This window comes from Micromonospora sp. H33 (genome assembly GCF_052068455.1).
Classification (GTDB): Bacteria; Actinomycetota; Actinomycetes; order Mycobacteriales; family Micromonosporaceae; genus Micromonospora.
The window spans coordinates 110,138-134,155 of record NZ_JBQHDE010000006.1 but is presented as its reverse complement, the minus strand read 5'-3'; the positions used below and the strand labels follow the sequence as shown (position 1 = coordinate 134,155).

The following is a 24,018-nucleotide window of genomic DNA, read 5'->3' as shown; positions in this document are numbered from 1 at the left end:
GGGGGGAAGCGTGAGGGGACCCGTGGTGGTGGTCGGTGACACCCTGCTCGACCGGGACGTGGAAGGGGTGGTGAACCGCCTCTGCCCGGACTCGCCGGTGCCCGTGCTGGACGAGACCACGTACGCCGACCGGCCGGGTGGCGCCGGCCTGGCCGCGACGCTCGCGGCGGCGGCGCCGGACACCGAGGTGGTCCTGGTGACCGCCCTCGCCGACGACGCCGGCGGCGCCCGGCTCAGCTCGCTGCTCACCGCGGCCGGTGTCCAGGTGTACGCGCTCGGGCTGGCCGGCGGCACGCCGGAGAAGGTGCGACTGCGGGCCCGGGGCCGGGTCCTGCTGCGCCACGACCGGGGCGGCGCCCCAGGGGAGCCGGGTGCGCCGTCCGACGCGGTGCTGCGGGTCATCGCCAACGCCTCGGCGGTGCTGGTCAGCGACTACGGCCGGGGTGTGGCCCGGCAGCCCGCGCTGCGGGCGGCGCTGGCCGCGACGCGGGCACCCGTGGTGTGGGACCCCCATCCCCGGGGACCGGCGGCGGTGCCCGGAGTCCACCTGGTCACGCCGAACGAGTCCGAGGTCCGCGAGTTGGCCAAGGTACGACCCGGCGCGACGCGCCTGGTCACCGCCTCGCGGGGAGCGCAGGGCCTGCGGCGCCGCTGGCGGGCGGGTGCCGTGGCGGTGACGCTGGGCGGGGACGGCGCACTGCTCTGCCACGCCGGGTCGACCCCGCTGGTGGTGCCGGCGCCGACGACGGCCGACGGGGACACCTGCGGGGCCGGGGACCGGTTCGCGGCCACGGCCACCCTCGCCCTGGCCCGGGGCGCGCTGGTGTCCGAGGCGGTGCAGGAGGCGGTGGCCGAGGCCTCCGCGTACGTGGCGGACGGGGGAGTGGCGTCGGTGCTGCCCCCGCCGGCCCGACTCCTGCCGCCCGCCGTGTCCGGCGTCGCGGGCGATCGCGTCGGCCTGGCGGCGGCCTCCGCGGTGGTGTCCGAGGTACGCGCGGCCGGCGGCACGGTCGTCGCCACCGGCGGCTGCTTCGACCTTCTGCACGCGGGTCACGTGGCGACGTTGCAGGCCGCCCGGGAACTCGGTGACTGCCTGGTGGTCTGCCTGAACTCCGACGCGAGCGTGGCCGCGCTCAAGGGACCCGAGCGGCCGGTGATGTCCCAGGGCGACCGCAGCCGCCTGCTCGCGGCGCTGAGCTGCGTCGACGCGGTCATGATCTTCGACGAGCCGACGCCGGACGCGGCGCTGACCTGGCTGCGTCCGGACATCTGGGTCAAGGGCGGTGACTACACCACCGGGGGCGGCGAGCCGGCGCTGCCGGAGGCGGAGCTCCTGCGCCGCTGGGGCGGCCACACCGTAGTGGTGCCGTACCTGGACGGGCGCTCGACCACCGAGATGATCGCCGCCGCGCGGGAGCGGGGTGGCGGTACCTCGCGGCTCGGCGACACGGTGCCGGCCGCCGACCGCCTCGGCTGCCCCTCGTCGGGCGCGACGGCCCTGTCCCGCCCGGCCGAGGGGACCCGATGAACACCGGGACCACCGTCCTGGTCACCGGCGGGTCGAGCGGCCTCGGCGCGGCCGTCGTCGAGGCGGTCGCCCGGGCCGGCGGGCGGCCGCTGGTGCTCGACCGGCGGGCCCCGGCGGACGGGGTGCCGTGGGTGGAGTGCGACCTGGCCGACACCCGCGCCGCCGAGGCGGCGACGCGGCAGCTCGCCGAGCGCTCCGGTGGGCTGGACGCCGTGGTGACGGCCGCCGGGATGGACGTGCCCGGGCGCCTGGCGGACGTGCCGGGGGAGACCTGGGACCGGATCGTGGCGGTGGACCTGCTCGCCACCGCCGCCGTCATCCGGGCGGCGCTGCCCTTCCTCGAGGCGTCCCGGGGACGGGTCGTCACGGTCGCGTCGACGCTCGGGGTGAAGGCGGTCGGTGACGCGACTGCGTACTGCGCGGCGAAGTTCGGGGTGGTCGGGTTCACCCGCGCCCTCGCCGCCGAACTCGCCGGCACGGTCGGGGTCACCCTGCTCATCCCCGGCGGCATGCGCACCGCGTTCTTCGACGACCGCGACGACCGCTACAAGCCCGGCCCCGACGCCATCCTCAACGACCCCGCCGACACCGCCGCCGCCGTCCTGTTCGCCCTGTCCCAACCCGCCGGCTGCGCCGTCCGCGAACTCGTGGTCTGCGCCGAACAGGAAACCTCCTACCCGTGATCCTCGTCCTGCGGGCCCTCGGCGTCGGCGACCTCGCCACCGCCGTCCCGGCGCTTCGCGCCCTGCGCACCACCCACCCCGACCAGGAACTCACCCTGGCCGCCCCCGTCTGGCTCGCGCCCCTGGTCGACCTGGTGGGTGGGGTCGACCGGCTGGTGCCCGCCGACGGGCTCGGGCACCTCGATCCGTCGGTCGGGCGGCCGCGGGTCGCGGTGAACCTGCACGGGCGCGGCCCCCAGTCGCACCGCATGCTCACCGCCACCCGGCCCGGCCGGCTGCTCGCCTTCGCCAACACCGACGCCGCCCACCACGACGGCCCGCCATGGCGACCCGACGAGCACGAGGTCGACCGCTGGTGCCGGCTGCTGGCCTGGTACGGCATCCCGGCCGACCGCACCGACCTGGCCCTGCGCCGACCGCCGACCGGTGCGCTGCCCGCCCGGGTGAGCGTGGTGCACCCCGGTTCGAAGATCCCCGCGAAGCGCTGGCCGCCGGAGCGGTTCGCCGCCGTGGCCCGGCACCTCACCAGCACCGGCCACCGCGTCGTCGTCACCGGCAACACCGCCGAGGCGCCCCTCGCCCGGCGCGTCGCCCGCCTCGCCGGGCTCCCCGATCACGTGGTCCTCGCGGGTCGCACCGACCTGCACGACCTCGCCACCCTCGTCGCCCACGCCCGACTCCTCGTCAGCGGCGACACCGGCATCGCCCACCTCGCCACCGCCTACCGCACCCCCTCGGTCCTCCTCTTCGGCCCCGTCTCCCCCGCGCAGTGGGGACCACCACCCGACCGGCCGTACCACCGGGTGCTGTGGGCCGGCGGACACGATTGGCCGAGGTGGGACGGGGTAGGTACCCACCCGACGTTGGCGGCCGTCGGCGTGGACGAGGTGCTGGCCGCCGTGGACGAGGTGGAACAGGCGGTGCGGACGACCGGTGCGGTTGCGGCGTAGCGATCCGGGCAGGCCGGGGTACGGACGCCGCCGGCGCGGCGAGGGCTGGGTGTTCCTCGACCCGGCGGGCGAGCCGGTCCGCGACCCGGAGCAGCTGGCGCGACTGCGGGACCTGGTGATCCCGCCGGCCTGGCAGGACGTGTGGATCTCGCCGTACCCGAACGGGCACATCCAGGCCACCGGCATCGACGCCGCCGGCCGCAAGCAGTACCTGTACCACCCCGAATGGCGGCGCAAGCGCGACGAGGCGAAGTTCGACCACGTCCTGGAGGTCGCCCACCGGCTGCCGAAGCTGCGCGAGCGCATAGCGCACGACCTCGACGGTCGGGGACTGAACCGGTACCGGGTCCTCGCCACCGTGGCCCGGCTGCTCGACATGGGCATGTTCCGGGTCGGCAGCGACCAGTACGCCTCCGGCGACGACCCCACCTTCGGCGTGTCGACCCTGCGCCCGGAGCACGCCCGCTCCCGCCGTGGCTGCGTGGTCTTCGAGTTCCCCGCCAAGGGCGGCATCGAGCAGGTCCGTCGGATCGAGGATCCGGAGCTGTGCCGGGTGCTGACCAACCTGCGCCGCCGCCGGCGCGCCGCCGACCGGCTCTTCGGGTACTGGGACGGCCGGGACTGGCGGGACGTGCGCAGCGACGAGGTCAACGAGTACCTGCGCGACGCCAGCGGCGGCGAGATGACCGCGAAGGACTTCCGTACCTGGCACGCCACCGTGCTGGCGGCCACCGAGCTGGCCACCGCGGGCCGGCAGCGGTCGGCCACCGCGCGCCGGCGGGCGGTCGCCGCCGTCATGCGGGAGGTGGCGGACCTGCTCGGCAACACGCCGACGGTGGCGCGGACGTCCTACGTGGACCCGCGTGTCGTCGACCTCTACCACGACGGTGTGGTCGCGCCGGTCGACCCGCGGACGCCCCGGGAGGCCGCCGAGCGGGCGGTGCTGGAACTCCTCAAGGAGGCCTGACCGGCTCCGCCGGCGGCCCTGGGGGAGCAGCGGCGGAGCCGGAATCCAGGAGATCGGCAGGGATGCCACCGGGCGACCCGCCCGTCGCCCTTGCGGGCGGCGGGCGCACCGCCACGGCCCCCGTTCGGCGGGCCGCCCGCGCCGGCATGGCGTCCGGAGGGGTCGGCCGCTTCGGCTCCGAGTCTCCCACCGGCGGGTTGACCACGAGCGCCGCGCGGTTGACTGCCCGCGCCTACCCGCTGGCGGGGTGTCCCGTCGCGGACCCGGCGTGCTGTTCCCGGTACGCCCCTGGGCTCATCCCGTACGCGGTGCGGAAGGCGCGGCTGAAGTGAGCCGGGTCGGTGAACCCCCAGCGGCGGGCGATCTGTTGCACCGGCAGGTGTCGGAGCAGGGGCGCGAGCAGGTCCTGCCGGCAGCGTTCGAGCCGACGCCGGCGGATCGACTGCGCCACGGTCTCCTCCTCGCCTTCGAAGAGCCGGTGCAGGGTACGCAGGGAGATGTGGTGCGCGTCGGCGACCACCTGCGGATCCAGGGCGGGGTCGGGCAGGTGGCGGTCGAGGAAGGCCCGGACCCGCGCGAGCAGGGCCTGCTGCCGGACGTCGGCCGGGAGGGCGTCCTCGGCGTCGAGGTGCCGCGCGAGCAGCATCGACACCAGGCTGAGCGTGATCTCGGCGAGCTGCGGCGCGTCGGCGGCCGTGAACTGCTCGGGATGCCGGGTGACGTGGTGCAGGTGCTGGGCCAGCAGAGCACCGGGGCCGGTCGTGCCGGCGAATCGGGCGGCGGTGAGGCGGTCCACCCGGTCCGGGTCGAGCGGGAGCCGGGCGCGGGGGACGACGGCCGTCACGCAGGCCGCCGTCTCCTGCCCGTCCGGCCCGAGCGTGTGGGACAGGTCGTGTGGACGGCCCCAGTCGATGAGGGTGAAGTCGCCGTTGGGGATGGCCGAGTCGCGCCGGCGGGCGCTGATTGTGCAGGTGCCGGCGTACGGGAGGGCGATCTGGTAGACCTCGGGGTCGCCCTGCCGGATGAGTCGGGGGGTGCGTCGCCCGACGAGGGACTGGTACCGGAAGCGGGTGACCGCGATGTCGCCCAGGTTGAGCAGCCGGGCGCGACCGTGGAAGTCGTGCGCGTGATCACTGGTGAAACTGATCGGAGCGGAGACGTCGTCCGCCATCGCCAGCCACAGCGGGAAGCGGTCCGCCGGCGGCACCAGCGTGGTGTCCATGGTCTCGACCGGTAGTGCCGTCATGCTGCCATCCTTCCCTGCCGCCGTGGGCCGTGCTCCCTGAGCGCGGTCGGTCCGCACACCTCAGGTTGTGCCTGATCGGCTGCGGATCAGGACCTCCACACCGTCGAGGATCCGGTCCAGGCCGAACCGCCATTCGGCGTCGAACTCCTCCTCCTCCTCGTTCTCCGCCCAGTCGGTGAGCAGTTCCCGGATGGCCGGAAAGGCGGTGCCGCGGGTCAGCTGGTCGAGGTGCTGCCAGTAGCGGATGCCGGCCTCCTCGGGACTGAGGCCGGACCGGGCGGCCGCCTCGGTGATGTCAGCGGTGAGCGTGGCCCAGTTGCGCGCGTACCCGCTGACCAGCAGGACCGTCGACAGGCGCTCGCTGGGACGCAGGCCGGTGCCGCGCAGCGTGCCCAGCCCGTGCTCCATCCAGCGCACCTGGTTGGGGCGGATCGGCGGGCCGCTGATCGGCACGTGCCGCAGCCACGGGTGCCGCTGGATGGCCGCGACGTTGGCCTCGGCCCACCGGGCGAGCGCGGGTCGCCAGCCCTCGTCAGTGCCACGTGGCGGCGGGGGATCTCCGTAGGCGACGTCGACCATCAGGTCCAGCAGGTCGGTCTTGGTCGACACGTACCGGTACAGCGACATGGTGGCGACGCCCAGCTCGCCGGCGACCCGGCTCATCGAGACGGCGGCCAGGCCGTCGGTCTCGGCGACCTTGACGGCGGCGGCCACCACCTGCTCCAGGGTCAGGCTGCGCTTGGGGCCCTTGCCGGGACGCTCCCGGAGCCCCCAGGCGGTCGCCACACTCTCGGGCAGGTCGACGTCCGGCTCGCTCATCCTCACCTCACGTTCGCTGTTGACCGCCATCCTAGCTACTGCGTATCGTCTACGCAGTAAAGCGTATGGCATACGCAGAACACGGAGGGTGAGCGACTATGGGGCGGCGGACGGGACCGGCGGTGGAAGTCGTCGATCTACGGAAGTCCTTCGGGGCGGTGACGGTGCTCGACGGGCTGACCCTGCGGGTGGCCCGGGGGAGCGTGCACGCCCTGCTCGGTCCGAACGGCGCGGGGAAGACCACGACGGTGCGGATCCTGGCGACACTGACCGCGCCGGACGGGGGCACAGCCCGGGTGGACGGGCACGACGTCGTCCGCGAGCGGCGCCGCGTACGCCGGGTGATCAGCCTGGCCGGCCAGCACGCGGCCCTCGACGACGGGCAGACCGGCGTGGAGAACCTGGAGATGATGGCCCGGCTCACCGGGCTGCCCCGCGCCGCCGCGCGCCGCCGCGCCACCGCGCTGCTGGACCGTTTCGACCTGGCGGAGGCGGCCGGTCGGCGGGTGGCGACGTACTCGGGCGGGACGCGCCGACGGCTCGACCTCGCCGCCAGCCTGGTCGGCGAGCCGTCGGTGATCTTCCTGGACGAACCGACCACGGGGCTCGACCCGCGCAGCCGGCAGGCGCTGTGGGAGGTCGTCGGAGAGTTGGCCGCCGGCGGGGTGACGGTGCTGCTCACCACGCAGTACCTGGAGGAGGCCGACAAGCTCGCCGACCGCGTCGCGGTCCTGCACGGGGGGCGGTTGGTCGCCGAGGGGACGGCGGCGGACCTGAAGCGCCGCTTCGGTGCCCACCGGCTGGAGCTCACGATGCGCGACGACGACCGCTTCGCCGCGGCCGTACGCCAGCTCGGTGACCGGGTGGCCCACGCCGACGGCGCCCGGCGTGAGCTGGCCGTCCCGACCGACGGCAGCGCGCCCCAGGTGCGCGGGCTGCTCGACGAGGTCGACCCCGACCGCCAGGGCGTCGCCCGGTTCCACCTGCGCACCGCCACCCTCGACGACGTCTTCCTCACCCTGACCGGGCAGTCGACGCCCGCCGGCGCGCGGGAGGTGGCCGGTGTCTGAGCTGACCGCCCGACCGGCCGAGCTGTCCGTCCTGGTGGGACGCTGCGTACGCCTGTCCCGCCGCAACGTCGACGCGCTGCTCACCTCGCTGCTGCTGCCGGTGATCCTGATGCTGCTCTTCGTCTACCTCTTCGGCGGCGCGATCGACACCGGCGGCGCGTACGTCACCTACGTCGTCCCCGGCGTGCTGCTGCTCTGCGCCGGGTTCGGGGCGGCGGGCACGGCGGTCAGCGTCACCACCGACCTGACCAACGGGGTGGTGGAGCGGCTCCGCACGATGGACGTCTCACCCACCGCGATCATCGGCGGCCACGTCGCGGCGAGCGTCGTCCGCAACATGGTCTCCACCGTGCTGGTGCTGGGCGTCGCCGTGGCGATCGGGTTCCGGCCGGCCGTCGACCCGCTGCGGTGGCTCGCCGCGGCCGGGGTGCTGCTGCTGTTCCTGCTCGCCGCGTCCTGGCTGTCCGCCGCGTTCGGCCTGCTCGCCCGTACGCCCGAGGCGGCGAGCGGTTTCACCTTCCTGGTCATGTTCCTGCCGTACCCCAGCAGCGCGTTCGTGCCGGTGGAGACCATGCCGGTGTGGCTGCGCGGGTTCGCCGACCACCAGCCGGTGACTCCGGTCATCGAGACGCTGCGCGCGCTGCTGCTGGCCACCCCGGCGGGGACGGCGCCGGCCCGCGCGGTGGTCTGGTGCCTCGCGATCCTGGTGGCGTCGATGGTGCTCGCCGCGGTGCTGTTCCGCCGTCGGGTCGCCTGACCGCGCCGCGCACGACGGCGGCGGTGGTCCCCGCCGGGACCACCGCCGCCGCCCGGGTCGATCAGTCGTTGAGGACCTGGGAGAGACGGTCCCGGAACCGCCGCTCCGTGTCGCTCACCACGTCTCCGCCGAGGCCCAGGATGCCGCCCGTGGACGCCGCGCCGACCACCTGCTCGGCGATCTCGACCAGCCAGTGCTTGTACGCCCCGGCCTCGCCCTCGTCCACCTTGGCGGCGAGCAGCGCCGCCGCCGCCTTCGCCCGGCCCAGCACGTCCTCCATGAGCGTCCGCGGGTCCGCCGGCTCGATCACCGGCAGCTCCGCGCCGGCCTCGGGGTCACCGACCCGCGTGACGATCTCACCGGCCACGGCGGCCACCAACGGGCTGGCCGACTCGCGTCCGGCGGAGATGGTGTCCATGCCGGCCGCGTTCTCGGCCATCGTGCGGCGGGTGCCGTCGGACTCCGCGGCGCTCGCCGCCGTCAGCACCGACTGCGGCAGGCCGACCAGCAGCCCCCACTCCCCGTCGGTGAAACCGAACCCGGTGTACGCCGGCTGCTCGATCACGGCACCGCTCCTTCTCTCGCTCCGCTCAGGGCAACGCTTCAGGCTAGTCCAGCGTCAGCAGGCCCTGTTCGGACACCACGCTGACCGACAGCGTCTTGTACCCCACCTCGTCGAACAGAACCGTCATGCGGTCGTCCTCGTAGCTCAGCACCAGACCGGGCCCCCACTCGGGGTGCCGGACCTGACTGTGCACGGGGAACGGGCCGACCGCCCCGTTGTCCGCCGTGCTGGTGCCGGCGTGGCAGTTGTCGCAGTGCCCGCAGACCGCGGTCATCTGCTCCCCGAAGTACGCGAGCAGGGTCTGGCCGCGGCAGGCGGTGGTCTCGGCGAAGGCGCGCATCATGTCGGTACGCGAGCGCGTCACCGTCTGCTGCCGTTCCGCCTCGGCAACGGCCGCGGCGGCGGCCGCCACGGGTGTCGGTGAGTAGCGCGGCGCGCCGATCCGCTGCTTGCCCCGGGGCTCGGCCGCGCCCACCTGCTCCAGCAGTGCGAGGTACTGCCCGAGCTTGCGCGGGCCCAGGCCGGTCAGCTCCCGCAGTTCCTTCCTGGTGCAGGGTTCGCGCCGCAGCAGCGCGGACAGGTCCCGCAGCTCGTTCTCGTCCGGCAGGCCGCCGGAGAAATAGCGTTGCAGCCCGACGTCCTCGGCCTGCCACAGCAGCAGCACCCGGGCCGGCTCCCCGTCGCGCCCGGCCCGCCCGATCTCCTGGAGGTAGCTGTCCGGTGAGTCCGGCAGCGCCATGTGCACCACCCAGGCGATGTTGGGCTTGTCGATGCCCATGCCGAACGCCGAGGTGGCGACCATGATCGGCACCCGGTCGGCGAGGAACGCCTCGTGCAGCTCCGCGCGGGCGCCGGCCGGCATGCCCCCGTGGTAGTACGTCGACGGGAACCCGGCCGCGGTCAGCCGGTCGGCCAGTTCCTCCGCCGCGCGTCGCGTCGGGACGTAGATGATGCCCGGCCGCTGGTCGTCGCGCAGCAACGCGATCAGCCGCCGCCAGCGGTAGTCCTCGGTCGGGCAGTGGCCCACCTCGAGGAAGAGGTTGGGCCGGTCCAGACCGGACACCACGATCTCGGGGGTACGCAGCCCCAGCCGGGCGACGATGTCGTCGCGGACCGGCGGGGAGGCGGTGGCCGTCAGCGCGACCACCGGCGGCCGGCCGATCCCTTCGATGAGGTGGCCCAGGGCCAGGTAGTCGGGGCGGAAGTCGTGGCCCCACGCGGAGATGCAGTGCGCCTCGTCGATCGCCACCAGCGCCGGCTTCAGCGACCGGACCTCGGCCATCCGGTCCGGGTTCGCGAGCTGCTCAGGGGTGATGAAGAGGAACTCGGCGCGTCCGGTGCGGATCTCCTCGATCGCCTCGGCCTGCTGGGCCGGCGACTCGTCGGAGCTGATCCGGACGGCCCGCAACTCGGGCCGCTGGCGCTCGTTCAGCGCGGCGATCTGGTCCTGCTGGAGGGCCAGCAGCGGGGAGATCACCACCGTGGGACCGGGGATCAGACTGGCCGGGATCTGGTAGATCGCCGACTTGCCGGCACCGGTGGGGAGGACCACCAGGGCGTCCCGGCGCTTCATCACCGCCCGCATGGCGGCGAGCTGGTGGGGCCGCAGTGCCGTCCAGCCGAAGAGGCTCTTCGCGGCGCGGCGCAGGGTCGTCGAGTGCGTGGACAGCTTCATCGAGGGCCGGAGGTACCCCGGCTGATCAGCGACGAAACGCACTGACCGTCCGGGTTCGGGCCGTGCCCTCGGCCTCGGCTGACGGGCACCCGCGTCAGCGCACCCGGGGGAGCACCTCACGCTGGTAGAGGTCGAACAGGCCCGGCCAGTTCGGCCCGACGTTGGCCACGTACACCTCGTCGAAGCCGGCCTTCGCGTACTCCTCGATCTTTGCCACGTGCGCGTCGGCGTCGTTGCCGCAGACGAACGCCGACTTCATCATCTCCTGCGGGACGATGCTCGCGGCCTGCTCGAAGTGGCGCGGGGAGGGGAGCACCTGGGACAGTTCGCCGGGCACGCCGGCGTTCGGCCAGCGCTCGTACGCGATCCGCGCGCCCTCGTCCTCGCTGTCCGCGTACGCCGCCTTGAAGCCGGCCTGGACCGGCTTGTCGCCGCCCCCGCCGGAGCGGAACCGCTGCACCAGCTCGGCGTCCGGCGCGGTGTTGATGTACCCGTCGCCGATCCGCGCGGCGAGGTCGACCGCCTTCGGGCCGAAACCGGAGACGTAGACCTTCGGCGGCGTCTCCGGCAGCGTGTAGACGCGGGCGTGCTCGACCGTGTAGTGCCGGCCGCGGTGGCTGACGAAGTCACCCGTCCACAGCTCCCGCATCACCGCGACGGCCTCCTCCAGCATCTCCAGCCGGGTGTCGGTGTGCGGCCACGGATCGCCCAGGATGTGCTCGTTGAGCGCCTCGCCGGAGCCGACGCCGAGCACGAAGCGTCCCTCGTGCAGCACCGCGCTCGTCGCGGCCGCCTGCGCCACCACCGCCGGGTGGATCCGGACGGTGGGGCAGGTGACCGCGGTGGTGACCGGCAGCCGGCACACCTGGCTGAGCGCCCCGATGACCGACCAGACGAAGGGGCTCTGCCCCTGCGCGTCCGTCCACGGGTGGTAGTGGTCGGAGATCCACAGCGCCCCGAAGCCGGCCTGTTCGGCACCGCGTGCCTGCGCCACCAGCTCGGCCGGTGTGAACTCCTCGCTGGACAGGAAGTAGCCGATCCTCATCGTCGCCCCCTCGCCCCCGAAAGCTGTCGACGGGTCGGTACCCCCTGGATCGCCGGGGGAACCCGCCGGGCCGCGCGGGCTTCGGCGACGGCCGGTCGCGTCCGCGGCGGAGGGTCGGCGTCAGCGGCGGAACATCGGGCGTCAGCGGCGGAACATCGGGCGTCAGCGGTGGAGCATCGGGCGTCAGCGGCGGAACATCGCGCGGATCGCGGCGAGCAGCAGCAGGCCGCCCACCACCACGCCGAGCAGGCGTACGCCGGGGATGTCGGCCGGGCTCGTCGCCTCGGCCAGCAGCACGGGGTCCATCACCGCACTGTCGCCGCCAGATGCCGGGACGGCAACTGTAAGGTTTATTGACTATTTGATCGCACGGTGTGACCATGGCAGCACCGCCGCCGGTGGCGGGGCCGCCGGGGGCGTGCAGGGACGGGGGACGACGACCGCAATGAGCGATCTGATCGAGGAGCAGGCCGGAGTGGGAGCGTGACCATGCCCGAGGGGAATCTCGCGTCCCTGGCCGCCGCCGTCCTCCAGCCCGGCTTCGTGGGCATCACCCCGCCGCCCTGGGTCTGCCGCTGGCTCGGCGAGGGCCTCGGCTCGGTGGTCCTCTTCGCCCGCAACGTCGTCGACCCGGAGCAGGTCGCCGCGCTGACCGCGGCCCTGCGGGCCGAGCGCCCGGACGTCGTCGTCGCGATCGACGAGGAGGCCGGCGACGTCACCCGGATCGAGTCCGGCCGGGGCAGCTCGCGGCCGGGCAACTTCGCGCTCGGCGCGGTGGACGACCCGGCCCTGACCGCCGAGGTCGCCCGCGACCTCGGCGCGGAGCTCGCGGCCCTCGGTGTCACCCTCAACTACGCGCCGGACGCCGACGTCAACTCCAACCCGGACAACCCGGTGATCGGCGTCCGCTCGTTCGGCGCCGAGCCGGCCCTGGTCGCCCGGCACACCGCCGCCTGGGTGCGCGGCCTCCAGTCCGGCGGCGTGGCGGCGTGCGCCAAGCACTTCCCCGGGCACGGTGACACCCGGGTCGACTCCCACCACGACCTGCCCCGCATCACCGGCGACCGGCGGCGGCTGGACGCCGTGGAGCTCGCCCCCTTTCGCGCGGCCGTGGCCGCCGGGGTCCAGGCCGTGATGACCGGCCACCTGCTCGTACCCGCGCTGGACCCGGAGCTGCCGGCCACCCTCAGCGGCCGGATCCTCACCGGTCTCCTCCGCGACGAGCTGGGGTTCTCCGGCGTGATCGTCACCGACGCGGTGGAGATGCGGGCGGTCGCCGACCGGTACGGCTTCGCCGGCGCGGCGGTACGGGCCCTGGCGGCCGGCGCCGACGCGATCTGCATCGGCGGCGAGCGGGCCGACGAGGAGTCTGCGCGGCACCTGCGGGACGCGATCGTGGCCGCGGTCGTCTCCGGGGAGCTGCCGGAGGAACGGCTCGCCGAGGCGGCGAAGCGGGTCGGACAGCTCGCCGCCTGGACCGTCGCCGCCCGCGCCGACCGGCCGGCCCGACTGCCGGGCGAGGGTTCCGGCGTCGGGTTCGCCGCCGCCCGCCGGGCCGTGCGGGTCACCACCGCGCGGGGCGGGCTCGGCGTGCTGCCACTGGCCGGCCCGGCGCACGTGGTCGAGTTCGAGCCGCCGCGCAACATCGCGATCGGCTCGGAGACGCCGTGGGGTCTCGCCGCCCCACTGGCCGACGTGCTGCCGGGCACCACCGCCGTGCGGTACGCCGAGGCCGACGTACCCGGGGATCCGACGACCGGCGCCGCCGGTCGCCGCGTCGTCCTCGTGGTGCGCGACCTGCACCGGCACCGGTGGATGCGGGCGGCCGTCGACCGCGCCCTGGCGGCGCGGCCCGACGCGGTCGTCGTCGAGCTCGGCGTGCCCGAGCTGGTCACCGGCCGGGTGCACGTCGCCACCCACGGCGCCACCCGCGCCGCCGCTGCCGCCGCCGCCGAGGTCCTCACCGGCGCCGCCTGACCGGGCGCCAACCGGCCGGCGTCGACGGGCACGTGACGCCGGGTCAGGCCCGGTCGGTCACCAGGTCCGCGTACTCGGGGTGGCGCTCGATGAAGGCGGCCATGAACGGGCACCGCGGGACCACCTTCGTGCCGCGCTCGCGGAGCTGGTCGAGGGTGCCCCGGATCAGCGCCGCCCCGACGCCCATGTTCTGGAACGCCGAGTCCACCTCGGTGTGCGTGAAGACCAGCACCTCCCCCCGGGGCAGGTACGCGGTGAAACCGGCCAGCGCGTCGTCGACCAGGATCTCGAAGCGGTGCTTGGCGGGATTGTCCTCGACCAGGGTGCTGCTCACCCAGCCATTCTGCCCCCGGCGCCGTTCGGGGCGTCCAGTTCGTTCAGCAACCGGTCCACCTCGGCGGCGGTGTTGTGGTGGTAGATGCTGGCGCGTACTGCGCCACCGCTGTCCCGCAGACCCATCGTCGCGAAGTACTCGTAGGCGGGCGCCGGCCGCCGGGTGATCATGGCAGGGTCGCCGTCGTCTCGTACTCTTGGCGCCGTGACGAACCGACGCGTTTTCCCCCTGACCCCTTCCCGCCGGGCCGCCGGCCTGTTCGCCGGCCTGGCGCTCGGCGTGGCCGTGCTGTCCGGTTGCAGCTCCGAGGGCGCCTCCACCGACTGCGGGCTGGACGCCTGCACGGTCACCTTCGAGCGGGGCGTCGACGCCCAGGCCAACGTCTTCGGCGTCGAGGCCAAGCTGGTGGGCGCGCAGGACGACCAGGTGACCGTCGAGGTCGCCGGCGAGCAGCTCACGCTGACCACCGGCCAGCAGGCCGCCGACGTCGGCGGGCTGGCGGTCACCCTGGACAGCGTCACCGACCAGCAGGTGAAGATCCGCGTCGCGCGGTGAGGCGGCCTCGGGCGGCGGTGGCCCACGTTTGGAGATCTTCGCGTTCGGAGACTGAGGCGCCATGTCTCTCACCCGGAACGCCGAAGCCACCGCCGCCCGCACGGCGAACAGCACGTGGCTCGAACTCCTCGCCCGGGCCGGCTTCATCGGCTACGGGGTCGTGCACCTCCTTTTCGCCTGGCTGGCGTTGCAGATCGCGTTCGGGAAGCCCGCCGAGGGCGGCGACCAGTCCGGCGCGCTGCGGACCATCGCCGCGCAGCCCCTGGGCAAGTTCCTCGTCATCACGATCGCGGTCGGCCTGGCCGCCATGGCGATCTGGCAGGCGCTCGAGGCCGCCATCGGCCACCGCGTCGAGCGCGGCAGGGAGCGGGTCTGGGAACGCCTCGCCTCGCTCGGGCGGACCCTCGTCTACCTCTACTTCGCCTGGACCGCGTTCAAGGTCTTCAAGGACGCCGGCTCCAACAGCGCCGACCAGCAGGAGACATTGACCGGCCGGGCCATGGAGTCCGCCGGCGGTCGCTGGCTCGTCGGCCTGGCCGGCCTCGTGATCGCCGCGATCGGCGTCGGCCTGGTGATCTACGGGCTGGTCAAGCGCTTCGAGAAGCACCTGAAGACGGGTGAGATGAGCCGGCGGACCCGGCAGCTCGCCCGGCGGCTCGGCATCGCCGGCTACGTCGCCAAGGGCGTCGCGTACGGGATCGCCGGCCTGCTGGTCGTCATCGCGGCCGTCAACTACGACCCGGACAAGGCCCGCGGTCTGGACGCCGCGCTGCGGACGCTGCGTGAGCAGGCGTACGGGCAGGTGCTGCTCACCGTGGTCGCCCTCGGCATCGCCGCGTTCGGCGTGTTCTGCCTCCTCCAGTCCCGCTACCGGAAGGTCTGACTGGTCGATTCGACCGTCCACCGGCACCATTGGGCTTTTGCCCGATGCACCCGACGTTCGGTTGAAGAGGGGAAGAACCTGTGCAGAGCTACCTCGGGACGATCGTCGCCGTGCTCGCCGCGGCGGCGATCGCCTTGTTCGTGGTGGAGGTCGTCCACCGGGTGATCCGGCGGCTCGGCCGGCGCTCGCTGCTGATGACGGAGCTGACCCAGCACGCGCACCGTTCGTTCCAGGTCGCGGCCACCGTCCTCGCCGTCCAGTTCGCCGTCCGGTTCACCACCGGGTACGCGGTCGGCGCCGCCTGGCGGCAGGTCCTGCTGCACGTGCTCGTGCTGGCCGTGATCGCGGCCACCGCCTGGCTGGTCGCCGCGCTGCTGGTGGTGGCCGAGGACACCGCGCTCGCCCGGTTCCGGGTCGACGTGCCCGACAACCGGCACGCCCGGCGCGTACGCACCCAGGTGGTCATGCTCCGCCGGCTGACCATCGCGGTGATCGTGGTGCTGGCCGTCGGCGTGATGCTGATGACCTTCCCCGCCGTCCGGGGCATCGGCGCCGGTGTGCTGACCAGCGCCGGTGTGGTCGGTGTGGTGGCCGCGCTGGCCGCGCAGAGCCTGCTCGGCAACGTCTTCGCCGGCCTCCAGCTCGCGTTCAGCGACGCCGTACGTCTCGACGACGTCGTGGTCGTCGAGGGGGAGTGGGGCCGGATCGAGGAGCTGACCCTCAGCTACGTGGTGGTGCAGATCTGGGACGACCGGCGGCTGATCCTGCCGACGTCGTACTTCACCAGCACGCCGTTCCAGAACTGGACCCGCACCGAGGCGGCGGTCCTCGGCACCGCCGAGTTCGACGTCGACTGGTCGGTGCCGGTGCAGGCGATGCGGGAGGAGCTCCGTCGCCTGGTGGAGAACAGCGAGCTGTGGGACGGCCGGGTCTGCGTACTCCAGGTCACCGACGCGACCGGCGGCATGATCAAGGTACGGGCGCTGGTCAGCGCGGCGGACGCCGGAAGCCTGTGGGACCTGCGCTGCCTGGTCCGCGAGCACCTGGTCGGCTGGGTCCGGGACCACCGGCCGACCGCCATGCCGCGGATGCGCGCCGAGGTGGGCGACGCCGACAGCAACCTGGCGTGGCAGTGGGTGCAGCCGCGGCGTCCGACCCGCCGCCTCGCCGAGGGCGAGGTGCCCGACGACGCTCGCGTCTTCGGCGGCAGCGACGACGGCGACGCCCGCAGCGAGGCTTTCGTCGGCCCCGACGAACCGGTGGACGCCCGCCGCTGACCCCGACCGTTCGCCACGAGCCCCCGGCCGCCTCCGGCGCCCGGGGGCTCGTTCGTCGGCCGGCCCGCCCGCACCCCGCCCGCCTGCCCGCGCCGATCTTGCAGTTTGTGCCCGGTCAAATCGGCGCGGAAGGCGCAAATGAAGGGCCGAAAGTGCAAGATCGCGGGAGGAGGGGTGGGCTTCCCGTGACCTCGGGTCGTGGCGGGCGTTGGGCGGCATGAGGAAGTGCGTGGGGAGTGGTGTGGGGGAGCGGGGGCGTTTGGACGGGTGTTTTTCGGGGACGTGCTGCCGGACACCCCGCGGCTCTCGGTTGGTCGCGGGGAGGCGGCGGTCGGACGGCCGCGAAGGATTGACGGGCGGCGACTCCGGGCATACAGCGCGGTGATGACGAAAGGAGGACAGCATGGCTGACGTGGCGAACGCCCGCACGACCCGGACCGGGAGCGAGCCGTCCACCGCCGAGCTGGTGCAGCGGGCCACGGAGCAGGTCTCCCGCCTGGTCCGCGACGAGCTGGCCCTTGCGCGTGCGGAGCTGACCCAGAAGGGCAAACACGCCGGCATCGGCATCGGCCTCTTCGGCGGCGGCGGCGCGCTGGCGCTCTACGGTCTCGGTGCCCTGGTCGCGACCGCGATCCTGCTGCTGGACCTGGTCCTGCCCGCCTGGGCGGCCGCCCTGATCGTCGCGGTGGTCCTCTTCCTGGTCGCGGGCATCCTCGCCCTGGTCGGCAAGAAGCAGGTCAGCCAGGCGGTCCCGCCGGTGCCGGCGGCCACGGTACGCAGCGTCCGCGCGGACGTCGACACCGTCACCGCCGCCGTGAAGGACGGGAGACGGGCATGACGGGCAACGGGCGGGGCAGGGGGGACACCGACGCGCTCCGGGAGGAGATCCGGCGGACCCGGGTCGAGCTGGGCGAGACCATGGAGGCGCTGGCGGCCAAGGCCGACGTGAAGAAGCGCCTCAAGTCCTCCACCGAGCAGGCGAAGGAGCGGATGCGGGAGCAGGCCGCGTTGACGGTCGCCCGGGTGCGCGGGCAGGCCCGGCAACGGGGCGAGCGGGTGCGGGGCAACGCGGTGCCGTTCGCCGCGCTCGCCGCGGGCGCGCTGGCCGCCGCCGTCGTGCTGATGATCGTCCGAGGGAGGCGCCGGTGAGCCGGGGTATCGGAAAGGCGGCCTACAAGCCGGTCGGCATCCTGCTGGGTATCGCCGCCGGCACCATCGCGGGAGCCATCTTCCGCCAGGTCTGGACGGTGACCGCGGGCGACGGCGAGGCGCCGAGCGCGACCGACGAGGACCGCGGCTGGGGCGAGATCCTCGCGGCGGCGGCGCTGCAGGGGGCCATCTTCGCGGTCGTCCGGGCCGCCGTCGACCGGGGCGGCGCGGTGGGCGTACGCCGGTTGACCGGCCGCTGGCCGGACTGACGCGGCGGCTGACCTGGGCCCCCTTGCCGGATCGCCACCGGCGAGGGGGCCTTTTCGGCGGTCGGTAAGTACCCACCGGACTGATCTCTGGCATCCGACAGGTCACATGTCGGAGAATTTCGTCCGGTAGGCTGTGCAGAGTTTTTGCGTACGTGGTTTGCTGTTCCACGCTGTTGAGAGATGGCGTGGGTTGAGAGAAGTCTCCTTCATCGGGGGCCGCCTCAGGCGCCGCTGCTCGAAAACGGCCACCCGGCCGCACGGCGTGCTCGGCCGCCAGTTTTAGAAGGAGATACACATGGCGCAGGGAACCGTGAAGTGGTTCAACGCTGACAAGGGCTTCGGCTTCATCACCGTCGACGGCGGGGGTGCTGACGTGTTCGTCCACTTCTCGGCCATCCAGTCCAGCGGCTACCGCACGCTGGAGGAGAACCAGCGGGTGGAGTTCGAGATCGCCCAGGGTCAGAAGGGTCCGCAGGCCGAGCAGGTCCGCCCCCTCTGAGTGATGCCGGCCGGCAGCCGCCGGCCAGTGGGCGATCCGGCCCCCCGGATCGACGCGAAGCCCCGTATCCCGTCCGGGATGCGGGGCTTTCCATGTGTCCGGCCAACCGTCATGTCCGGCCATTCGTCCGCCGGTCGCGGGCGGCCGGGGAGGCGGCTGCGTCAGCGCCGGTCGCGGGCGCGCAGGCCGAGCCAGAGCAGGACCAGCCCGGCGAGCGCGACGACCGGGCCGACCACCACCCACAGGCCCACACCGGTCATCACGCTGCCCTCGACGTGCCCGAGCCCCTGCACCGTCCACAGCGCACCGAGGACCACGGCCAGCAGGCCGATCGTGAGCCTCAACCAGCCCTTCATCACGTTCTCCCGTCCCGGCGCGCCCGTGCCCGGGGTGCCCCTGCCGTTCACCATCGCTCGTGCACCTGCGGCCGGATCAGTTCGTCGTACACCTCGGCGACGGTCGCGCGGTCCTGGTCGGACAGTGGCGCCTGGCCGGCCACGGCGGCGTTGGCCCGGGCCTGCGCCGCGTCCCGGGCGCCGGGGATCACCACCGTCACGCCGGGCTGGTCAACGACCCAGCGCAGGGCGAACTGCGCCATCGTGCGGTCCGGGCCGACCAGCGGCGCGAGGCGACGGACGGCCTCCAGGCCGAGTGCGAAGTCGACGCCGGAGAACGTCTCGCCGACGTCGAACGCCTCGCCGTGCCGGTTGTAGGTGCGGTGGTCGTCGGGGGCGAAGGTGGTGTGCTCGTCGTACCGGCCGGAGAGCAGCCCGCTGGCCAGCGGCACCCGCGCGATGATCCCGACGCCGGCGGCGGTCGCGGCCGGCAGCACCCGCTCCAGCGGCTTGAGGCGCAGGGCGTTGAGGATGATCTGCACGCTGGCCACGCCCGGACGGGCGATCGCCGTGAGCGCCTCGTCGCAGGTCTCCACGCTCACCCCGTACCCGGCGATCCGCTCCTCGGCGACCAGCGTGTCGAGGGCGTCGAACACCGCGTCGTCGGCGAAGACCGGCGTCGGCGGGCAGTGCAGCTGCACCAGGTCGAGGGTGTCGACCCCGAGGTTCTTCCGGGACCGGTCGGTCCACTCCCGGAAGTGCGCGAGGGTGTACGCCTCCGGCCTCTGGGGGACGCGGCGGCCCATCTTGGTGGCCACCGTGAGCCCGGCGTCGGGCCGGGTACGCAGGAACCGCCCGATCAGCTGCTCGCTGCGACCGTCGCCGTAGACGTCGGCGGTGTCCAGGAAGGAGACCCCCGAGTCGACGGCGGCGGCGAGGACGCCCATCGCGTCGTCCTCGCTGACGGTGCCCCAGTCGGCGCCGAGCTGCCAGGCACCCAGCCCGACCACGCCGACGGTCCGGCCCAGCCGGGGGAAGGTGCGCTGCTCCATGCCCCAGAGCCTAGTGATCCGCTTGCGGGGCCGCGCGTCGGGCCGTACGGTTAACAAGACGTACGTACGGTTTGGGGGGGGCGACATGTGGGATCCGGCGGCATACCTGCGCTACGGCGACGAGCGGTCCCGGCCGTTCCACGACCTGCTCGCCCGCGTCCCCGCCGACCGACCGCGCGCCGTGGTCGACCTCGGCTGCGGGCCCGGCACGCTGACCGCCACCCTCGCCGACCGGTGGCCGGACAGCCGGGTGACCGGCCTCGACTCCTCCCCGGAGATGGTGCACCGGGCCGCCGCCCTCGGCGGCCCGGTGGAATTCGCCGTCGCCGACGTCCGCGACTGGCGTCCCGGCCCGGACACCGACGTCGTGGTCAGCAACGCCGTGCTCCAGTGGGTGCCCGGCCACCAGGACCTGCTCTCCCGCTGGGCCCGTGAGCTGCCCCCCGGCGCCTTCCTCGCGGTGCAGGTGCCGGGCAACTTCGACGCGCCCTCGCACCGGGCGCTCCGCGCGGTCGCCGGCCGTCCCGCCTGGCGCGGCGTGCTCGGTCCGCTGCTGCGGGAGGCGCCCGTCGAGGACCCGGTCGGCTACGCGCACCTGCTGGTCGCCGCCGGCTGTGCGGTGGACGCCTGGGAGACTGTCTACGTGCACCTGCTCCCGGCCCCGGCCGACGGGGACCATCCCGTCCTCACGTGGATGGAGGGGACGGCGCTGCGCCCGGTCCGCGCGGCGCTGGACGCCGCCGGCTGGTCCGACTTCCGGGCCGAGCTGGGCGTACGCCTCGCCGAGGCGTACCCGGTACGCGGGGGTCAGGTGTACTTCCCGTTCCGACGCGTCTTCTTCGTCGCCCGAACCGGCGCCCGTGCAGAGGAGAACCTGTGACCGATCTGTCCACCTTCATCGCCGGACTGCCCAAGGTGGAACTCCACGTGCACCACGTCGGCTCCGCCTCGCCCCGGATCGTCGCCGAGCTGGCCGCCCGCCACGAGGGGCGCAGCCCGGTCCCGGCCGATCCGGCCGCGCTCGCCGACTACTTCGCCTTCCGCGACTTCGCGCACTTCATCGAGGTCTACCTCAGCGTGGTGGACCTGATCCGGGATCCGGAGGACGTCTGGATCCTCACCCACGAGGTCGCCCGCGAGCTGGCCCGGCAGGAGGTCCGCTACGCCGAGCTGACCGTCACCCCGTACTCGCACGTGCACCGGGGCATCCCGGCGCCGGCGTTCTGCGAGGCGATCGAGGACGCCCGCAAGCGCGCCGAGGCCGACTTCGGCATCGAGCTGCGCTGGTGCTTCGACATCCCGGGTGAGGCCGGGCTGCCGGCGGCCGAGGAGACCCTGCGCGTCTCGTTGGAGGAGCGCCCCGACGGGCTGGTCAGCTTCGGCCTGGGCGGCCCGGAGATCGGCGTACCCCGGCCGCAGTTCAAGCCGTACTTCGACCAGGCCCGGGCGGCCGGCCTGCGGTCGGTCCCGCACGCGGGCGAGACCACCGGCGCGCAGACCGTCTGGGACGCGCTGCGCGACCTCGGCGCGGAGCGGATCGGGCACGGCATTGCCGCGGCCGACGACCCGCAGCTGCTCGCGTACCTCGCCGAGCGGCAGATCGCCCTGGAGGTCTGCCCGACCTCCAACGTGCGCACCCGGGCCGTGGCGCGGATCGAGGACCACCCGCTGCCCCGGCTGATGGCGGCCGGCGTGCTGGTGACGATCAACTCCGACGACCCGCCGATGTTCGGCACGACCCTGAACGACGAGTACGCGGTGGCGGCCCGCCTCCTCGGTCTCGGCCCGGACGGGCTGGCCGCGCTGGCGCGCAACGCGGTGACGGCGTCCTTCCTCGACCCGAGCGCGAAGCAGCGCCTCGCCGGCGAGATCGACGCGTACCTGGCGACCGCCCCGCGCTGACCCCGGCCGCCCTCGATCCACGACGACCGGGGGCTCCCCGAACCGGGGAGGCCACTGTCGTTCATGGTCGAACGTGGTCGTGCGTGTCGTGCGGGGGAGGGAGTGGCGCGCGGCGGGAGGAGGTGTGGGGGGACTTTCTCCCGCCGCGCGCACGGCTCCACCGGCCGCGGGTGCGCGGGGCAGATGGCCGGTGGAACTGATGGGTTCGTGCCGTTGATCCTGGCAGCTCCGCGCCCGGACGGCGCCGGTGTTAACCCGGATCTAAGGAAGACTTGCGCCGGCCCACAGCCCGCCGTGGATCAGCCGTCGGTGTGGCGCTGCCGCGGCCACCGGCGGCCGCTGCTCTTCTGGTCGCGGACGTCCCGGGCCATCCGGCCCACCAGCCCGAACCGGCTCACCTGCCGGGGCGTCGCCTCCGGGTCGGCCAGCAGCATGACCACGCTCGCCCCGCCCAGCCGGGCCCGGTCGATGCTGACCGACCCGTTCGCCTGCAACGCCACCCGCTTGGCGATGTCCAGCCCGAGACCTGTCGAACCGCGGTCGCTCGCACCGCGGCGCAGCGCGCGGTCCGGGTCCGCGATGCCCGGCCCGGCGTCGTCGACGCGGATCGCCACGTACCCGTCGCGCCGCGAGACCGCCACCTCGAACGCGGTGCCCTGCGCCGTGTACCGGAAGACGTTGCCGATCACGGCGTCCAGCGCGGCGGCCAGCTCCGCGCGGGGCACCGGCGCCGGGATGCGCAGCTGCGCGCCGCTGACCCGGTGCGGCCGGTTCTGGTCACCCGCCAGGGCCGACCAGAACACCATCCGCTCCCGGACCACCTCGCTCACGTCGCACGTCGCCGGCGCGGTCTCCTGGGTGACCGCCTTGCGGGTGGTCTTGATGAGCTGGTCGACCTCGCCCTCCAGGGTGACGATCGCCTGCCGGATCCGCCGGATCCCGCGCCGGCGGTCCAGCTCGGCCTCGCTGAACACCCCGATGCTGGTGTCGTCGGACTCCAGCGCCTCGGCGTCGAGCCGGAGCGCGGTCAGCGGCGTCCGCAGCCGGTGCGACAGGTCCGCGACCAGCTCGTGCTCGTCGGCGCGGGCGTCGACCAGCCGCTCGACCATCCGGTTGAACGCGTACCCGGCCTCGGCCAGCTCCCGTGGACCCGTCGGCTCCACGCGGACGTTGAGGTCGCCGCCGCCGAGGGCGCCCGCGGCCCGGACCAGACCGCGGGCGGCGTCCACCGCGCGGGCCGCCACCCGGTCCACCATCAGCACCGCCGCCCCGACCAGGGCGACGGTCACGCCGAGCAGCAGGAGCCACCGACGACCGGAGCCCCCGTCGAGCTCGGACTCGGGCACGAAGACCTCGACCACCGCCGTCCGGTCGCCGAGCAGCACCGGGTCGAGGCGCGCCACACCACCGTCGACGTCGACGACGACCGAGCGCCCCTCGGCCCGGGCCCGTTCCAGGTCGGCGCTGCCGGCCCGGCCCGCGGACGCGTCGACGTCCAGCCCGTGGACCACCGGCCGGGTGGCCGGGTCGTCCCCGCTGGCCGCCACCGCCCGCTCGACCACCTCCGGGGCGGTGCTCACGGCGAGCGCCCCGGTGACCAGCGCGCTGCGCCGGGCCGCGTCGGCGATCGCCTCCTCGCGGACGCGGTCGCCGAGGCTCGAGGTGAGCGGCACCAGGAAGGCGAGCGCGACCAGGGTGCACATGCCGGCCGTGACCAGGGCCAGCGTCCGCCTCAGTCCGGCGGCACCAGTCGGAAGCCCACCCCCCGCACGGTGTGCAGGTAGCGTGGCTTCGCCGCGGACTCGCCCATTTTGCGACGCAGCCAGTAGAGGTGAACGTCGATGGTCTGATCCTCGCCGACCGACGGTTGCCGCCATACCTCCTCCAAGAGCTCGCGGCGGGACACTACCCGGCCGGGTCGTGCGGCGAGATACGCCAGCAGGTCGAACTCCTTGCGGGTCAGCGCCAGCGGTTCACCGTCGAGGTGGGCGCTGCGCTCCCCGGCGTCGACGCGCAGCCCGCCGACCTCGTGCACGGCCGGCTGCACACTCCGGCTGGCCCGGCCGGCACGGCGCAGCACGGTGGTGATCCGGGCGTCCAGGTGCGCGCCGGTGAACGGCTTGACCATGTAGTCGTCGGCGCCCGCCCGCAGCAGCCGGACCACGGACTGCTCGTCGTCGCGGGCGGTGGCGATGATGATCGGCACGTCGGTGATGCCGCGCAGCATGCGCAACGCGTCCGAGCCGTCGAGGTCGGGCAGGCCCAGGTCGAGCACCACGAGGTCGGGTGTCTCGGCCGCCACCCGCCGCAGCGCGTCGAGCGCGGTGCCCACCGCGTGCACGGCGTGCCCACGGTCGGCGAGGGAACGCAGCATCGCGCCGCGGACGACGTGGTCGTCTTCGACCAGGAGCACGGTGGCCACGCCAAGACGGTACTCGGCGTGGCAAGTTGATCGCGTTGCGACGCCTCGGCAAAAGCGGC

General features: G+C 74.1%; 27 protein-coding genes and 1 pseudogene. 16 read left to right on the top strand and 12 right to left on the bottom strand.

Annotated features, from left to right (window positions below; all coding sequences use genetic code 11):
* The first annotated feature begins 10 nt into the window (after positions 1-10).
* From ACTMS0_RS16350 to ACTMS0_RS16335, 4 genes are read left to right on the top strand one after another with little or no spacing between them, the layout of a single operon-like run.
* Entirely contained in the window at positions 11-1,528 is a 1,518-nt protein-coding gene (locus tag ACTMS0_RS16350) for a PfkB family carbohydrate kinase (protein ID WP_441156044.1), read from the top strand.
* Positions 1,525-2,211 (top strand): SDR family oxidoreductase, encoded by a 687-nt coding sequence (locus ACTMS0_RS16345; RefSeq protein ID WP_441156043.1) that lies wholly within the window; start codon positions 1,525-1,527, stop codon positions 2,209-2,211. Before ACTMS0_RS16350 ends, ACTMS0_RS16345 begins: the two co-directional genes overlap by 4 nt.
* Positions 2,208-3,161 (top strand): glycosyltransferase family 9 protein, encoded by a 954-nt coding sequence (locus ACTMS0_RS16340; protein WP_441156042.1) that lies wholly within the window; start codon positions 2,208-2,210, stop codon positions 3,159-3,161. Before ACTMS0_RS16345 ends, ACTMS0_RS16340 begins: the two co-directional genes overlap by 4 nt.
* Positions 3,145-4,128, top strand: a complete 984-nt coding sequence (locus ACTMS0_RS16335; RefSeq protein WP_441156041.1) for a DNA topoisomerase IB — start codon at positions 3,145-3,147, stop codon at positions 4,126-4,128. The genes ACTMS0_RS16340 and ACTMS0_RS16335 overlap by 17 nt, the downstream gene beginning before the upstream one ends.
* 232 nt (positions 4,129-4,360) lie before the next feature.
* On the opposite strand, the gene ACTMS0_RS16330 is transcribed toward ACTMS0_RS16335, so the two are convergent.
* Both ACTMS0_RS16330 and ACTMS0_RS16325 read right to left on the bottom strand, forming a co-directional pair.
* Entirely contained in the window at positions 4,361-5,374 is a 1,014-nt protein-coding gene (locus ACTMS0_RS16330) for a helix-turn-helix domain-containing protein (RefSeq protein ID WP_441156040.1), read from the bottom strand.
* A 60-nt stretch (positions 5,375-5,434) separates the two neighbouring features.
* Entirely contained in the window at positions 5,435-6,193 is a 759-nt protein-coding gene (locus ACTMS0_RS16325) for a TetR/AcrR family transcriptional regulator (protein ID WP_441156039.1), read from the bottom strand.
* A 122-nt stretch (positions 6,194-6,315) separates the two neighbouring features.
* Here ACTMS0_RS16325 and ACTMS0_RS16320 point away from each other — a divergent pair, with 122 nt between their 5' ends.
* Both ACTMS0_RS16320 and ACTMS0_RS16315 read left to right on the top strand, forming a co-directional pair.
* Positions 6,316-7,263, top strand: a complete 948-nt coding sequence (locus tag ACTMS0_RS16320) for an ATP-binding cassette domain-containing protein (RefSeq protein WP_441156038.1) — start codon at positions 6,316-6,318, stop codon at positions 7,261-7,263.
* Complete coding sequence (locus ACTMS0_RS16315) at positions 7,256-8,020, top strand: ABC transporter permease (protein ID WP_441156037.1); 765 nt, start codon at positions 7,256-7,258, stop codon at positions 8,018-8,020. The genes ACTMS0_RS16320 and ACTMS0_RS16315 overlap by 8 nt, the downstream gene beginning before the upstream one ends.
* Before the next feature lie 61 nt (positions 8,021-8,081).
* Here the strand turns inward: ACTMS0_RS16315 and ACTMS0_RS16310 are convergent, their stop codons facing one another.
* The 4 genes from ACTMS0_RS16310 to ACTMS0_RS16295 form a co-directional block, all read right to left on the bottom strand.
* On the bottom strand, positions 8,082-8,585 hold the full coding sequence (locus tag ACTMS0_RS16310) for a hypothetical protein (RefSeq protein ID WP_441156036.1): 504 nt from the start codon (positions 8,583-8,585) through the stop codon (positions 8,082-8,084).
* Between the two features lie 43 nt (positions 8,586-8,628).
* Complete coding sequence (locus ACTMS0_RS16305) at positions 8,629-10,260, bottom strand: RecQ family ATP-dependent DNA helicase (RefSeq protein WP_441156035.1); 1,632 nt, start codon at positions 10,258-10,260, stop codon at positions 8,629-8,631.
* A 94-nt stretch (positions 10,261-10,354) separates the two neighbouring features.
* On the bottom strand, positions 10,355-11,305 hold the full coding sequence (locus ACTMS0_RS16300) for a TIGR03557 family F420-dependent LLM class oxidoreductase (protein WP_441156034.1): 951 nt from the start codon (positions 11,303-11,305) through the stop codon (positions 10,355-10,357).
* Positions 11,306-11,488: 183 nt separating this feature from the next.
* On the bottom strand, positions 11,489-11,611 hold the full coding sequence (locus ACTMS0_RS16295) for a hypothetical protein (RefSeq protein ID WP_441156033.1): 123 nt from the start codon (positions 11,609-11,611) through the stop codon (positions 11,489-11,491).
* Positions 11,612-11,788: 177 nt separating this feature from the next.
* On the opposite strand from ACTMS0_RS16295, the gene ACTMS0_RS16290 reads away from it, so the two are divergent.
* Positions 11,789-13,282: a glycoside hydrolase family 3 protein gene (locus ACTMS0_RS16290; protein ID WP_441156032.1), complete on the top strand. Its 1,494-nt coding sequence runs from the start codon at positions 11,789-11,791 to the stop codon at positions 13,280-13,282.
* Between the two features lie 43 nt (positions 13,283-13,325).
* Here ACTMS0_RS16290 and ACTMS0_RS16285 read toward each other — a convergent pair whose 3' ends face one another.
* Both ACTMS0_RS16285 and ACTMS0_RS16280 read right to left on the bottom strand, forming a co-directional pair.
* The gene (locus ACTMS0_RS16285) at positions 13,326-13,616 is read right to left on the bottom strand and encodes a GNAT family N-acetyltransferase (RefSeq protein ID WP_441156031.1); all 291 of its coding nucleotides are present in this window, start codon (positions 13,614-13,616) and stop codon (positions 13,326-13,328) included.
* Positions 13,613-13,762, bottom strand: a pseudogene (locus ACTMS0_RS16280) (cysteine desulfurase-like protein); the annotation flags it as partial. The pseudogene ACTMS0_RS16280 and the gene ACTMS0_RS16285, both read right to left, overlap by 4 nt.
* A gap of 58 nt (positions 13,763-13,820) precedes the next feature.
* Here ACTMS0_RS16280 and ACTMS0_RS16275 point away from each other — a divergent pair.
* The 7 genes from ACTMS0_RS16275 to ACTMS0_RS16245 all read left to right on the top strand — a co-directional run bounded on the left by ACTMS0_RS16275 (position 13,821) and on the right by ACTMS0_RS16245 (position 18,248).
* Complete coding sequence (locus ACTMS0_RS16275; RefSeq protein ID WP_441156030.1) at positions 13,821-14,171, top strand: hypothetical protein; 351 nt, start codon at positions 13,821-13,823, stop codon at positions 14,169-14,171.
* 61 nt (positions 14,172-14,232) lie between these two features.
* A complete protein-coding gene (locus ACTMS0_RS16270) occupies positions 14,233-15,054 on the top strand; it encodes a DUF1206 domain-containing protein (RefSeq protein ID WP_441156029.1) in 822 nt (273 codons plus the stop codon).
* A gap of 80 nt (positions 15,055-15,134) precedes the next feature.
* Positions 15,135-16,331, top strand: a complete 1,197-nt coding sequence (locus ACTMS0_RS16265) for a mechanosensitive ion channel family protein (RefSeq protein WP_441156028.1) — start codon at positions 15,135-15,137, stop codon at positions 16,329-16,331.
* 403 nt (positions 16,332-16,734) lie between these two features.
* A complete protein-coding gene (locus tag ACTMS0_RS16260) occupies positions 16,735-17,169 on the top strand; it encodes a phage holin family protein (protein ID WP_441156027.1) in 435 nt (144 codons plus the stop codon).
* Positions 17,166-17,480: a DUF3618 domain-containing protein gene (locus ACTMS0_RS16255; protein WP_441156026.1), complete on the top strand. Its 315-nt coding sequence runs from the start codon at positions 17,166-17,168 to the stop codon at positions 17,478-17,480. Before ACTMS0_RS16260 ends, ACTMS0_RS16255 begins: the two co-directional genes overlap by 4 nt.
* Positions 17,477-17,749 (top strand): DUF4235 domain-containing protein, encoded by a 273-nt coding sequence (locus ACTMS0_RS16250; RefSeq protein WP_441156025.1) that lies wholly within the window; start codon positions 17,477-17,479, stop codon positions 17,747-17,749. Before ACTMS0_RS16255 ends, ACTMS0_RS16250 begins: the two co-directional genes overlap by 4 nt.
* 295 nt (positions 17,750-18,044) lie before the next feature.
* Positions 18,045-18,248 (top strand): cold-shock protein, encoded by a 204-nt coding sequence (locus tag ACTMS0_RS16245; RefSeq protein ID WP_013732668.1) that lies wholly within the window; start codon positions 18,045-18,047, stop codon positions 18,246-18,248.
* A 161-nt stretch (positions 18,249-18,409) separates the two neighbouring features.
* Here the strand turns inward: ACTMS0_RS16245 and ACTMS0_RS16240 are convergent, their stop codons facing one another.
* On the bottom strand, positions 18,410-18,658 hold the full coding sequence (locus ACTMS0_RS16240) for a hypothetical protein (protein ID WP_441156024.1): 249 nt from the start codon (positions 18,656-18,658) through the stop codon (positions 18,410-18,412).
* Positions 18,652-19,635 carry an aldo/keto reductase gene (locus ACTMS0_RS16235; RefSeq protein WP_441156023.1) on the bottom strand — a complete coding sequence of 328 codons (984 nt, stop codon included), beginning with the start codon at positions 19,633-19,635 and terminating at the stop codon, positions 18,652-18,654. Before ACTMS0_RS16235 ends, ACTMS0_RS16240 begins: the two co-directional genes overlap by 7 nt.
* 85 nt (positions 19,636-19,720) lie before the next feature.
* On the opposite strand from ACTMS0_RS16235, the gene ACTMS0_RS16230 reads away from it, so the two are divergent.
* Both ACTMS0_RS16230 and ACTMS0_RS16225 read left to right on the top strand, forming a co-directional pair.
* Positions 19,721-20,515: a trans-aconitate 2-methyltransferase gene (locus ACTMS0_RS16230; protein ID WP_441156022.1), complete on the top strand. Its 795-nt coding sequence runs from the start codon at positions 19,721-19,723 to the stop codon at positions 20,513-20,515.
* Positions 20,512-21,537 (top strand): adenosine deaminase, encoded by a 1,026-nt coding sequence (locus ACTMS0_RS16225; protein WP_441156021.1) that lies wholly within the window; start codon positions 20,512-20,514, stop codon positions 21,535-21,537. Before ACTMS0_RS16230 ends, ACTMS0_RS16225 begins: the two co-directional genes overlap by 4 nt.
* A 299-nt stretch (positions 21,538-21,836) precedes the next feature.
* On the opposite strand, the gene ACTMS0_RS16220 is transcribed toward ACTMS0_RS16225, so the two are convergent.
* Entirely contained in the window at positions 21,837-23,240 is a 1,404-nt protein-coding gene (locus tag ACTMS0_RS16220) for a HAMP domain-containing sensor histidine kinase (protein WP_441156020.1), read from the bottom strand.
* 29 nt (positions 23,241-23,269) lie between these two features.
* Positions 23,270-23,959, bottom strand: coding sequence for a response regulator transcription factor (locus tag ACTMS0_RS16215; protein WP_441156019.1), 690 nt, complete (start codon positions 23,957-23,959; stop codon positions 23,270-23,272).
* Positions 23,960-24,018: the final 59 nt, after the last annotated feature.

Bases quoted from the DNA above. Each gene is read 5' to 3' on its own strand.
- ACTMS0_RS16295 (WP_441156033.1), bottom strand. From the start codon at position 11,611: ATGGACCCCGTGCTGCTGGCCGAGGCGACGAGCCCGGCCGACATCCCC.
- ACTMS0_RS16260 (WP_441156027.1), top strand. From the start codon at position 16,735: ATGGCTGACGTGGCGAACGCCCGCACGACCCGGACCGGGAGCGAGCCG.
- ACTMS0_RS16300 (WP_441156034.1), bottom strand. From the start codon at position 11,305: ATGAGGATCGGCTACTTCCTGTCCAGCGAGGAGTTCACACCGGCCGAG.
- ACTMS0_RS16305 (WP_441156035.1), bottom strand. From the start codon at position 10,260: ATGAAGCTGTCCACGCACTCGACGACCCTGCGCCGCGCCGCGAAGAGC.
- ACTMS0_RS16245 (WP_013732668.1), top strand. From the start codon at position 18,045: ATGGCGCAGGGAACCGTGAAGTGGTTCAACGCTGACAAGGGCTTCGGC.
- ACTMS0_RS16235 (WP_441156023.1), bottom strand. From the start codon at position 19,635: ATGGAGCAGCGCACCTTCCCCCGGCTGGGCCGGACCGTCGGCGTGGTC.
- ACTMS0_RS16220 (WP_441156020.1), bottom strand. From the start codon at position 23,240: ATGTGCACCCTGGTCGCGCTCGCCTTCCTGGTGCCGCTCACCTCGAGC.
- ACTMS0_RS16255 (WP_441156026.1), top strand. From the start codon at position 17,166: ATGACGGGCAACGGGCGGGGCAGGGGGGACACCGACGCGCTCCGGGAG.
- ACTMS0_RS16230 (WP_441156022.1), top strand. From the start codon at position 19,721: ATGTGGGATCCGGCGGCATACCTGCGCTACGGCGACGAGCGGTCCCGG.
- ACTMS0_RS16270 (WP_441156029.1), top strand. From the start codon at position 14,233: ATGTCTCTCACCCGGAACGCCGAAGCCACCGCCGCCCGCACGGCGAAC.
- ACTMS0_RS16345 (WP_441156043.1), top strand. From the start codon at position 1,525: ATGAACACCGGGACCACCGTCCTGGTCACCGGCGGGTCGAGCGGCCTC.
- ACTMS0_RS16330 (WP_441156040.1), bottom strand. From the start codon at position 5,374: ATGACGGCACTACCGGTCGAGACCATGGACACCACGCTGGTGCCGCCG.
- ACTMS0_RS16240 (WP_441156024.1), bottom strand. From the start codon at position 18,658: ATGGTGAACGGCAGGGGCACCCCGGGCACGGGCGCGCCGGGACGGGAG.
- ACTMS0_RS16325 (WP_441156039.1), bottom strand. From the start codon at position 6,193: ATGAGCGAGCCGGACGTCGACCTGCCCGAGAGTGTGGCGACCGCCTGG.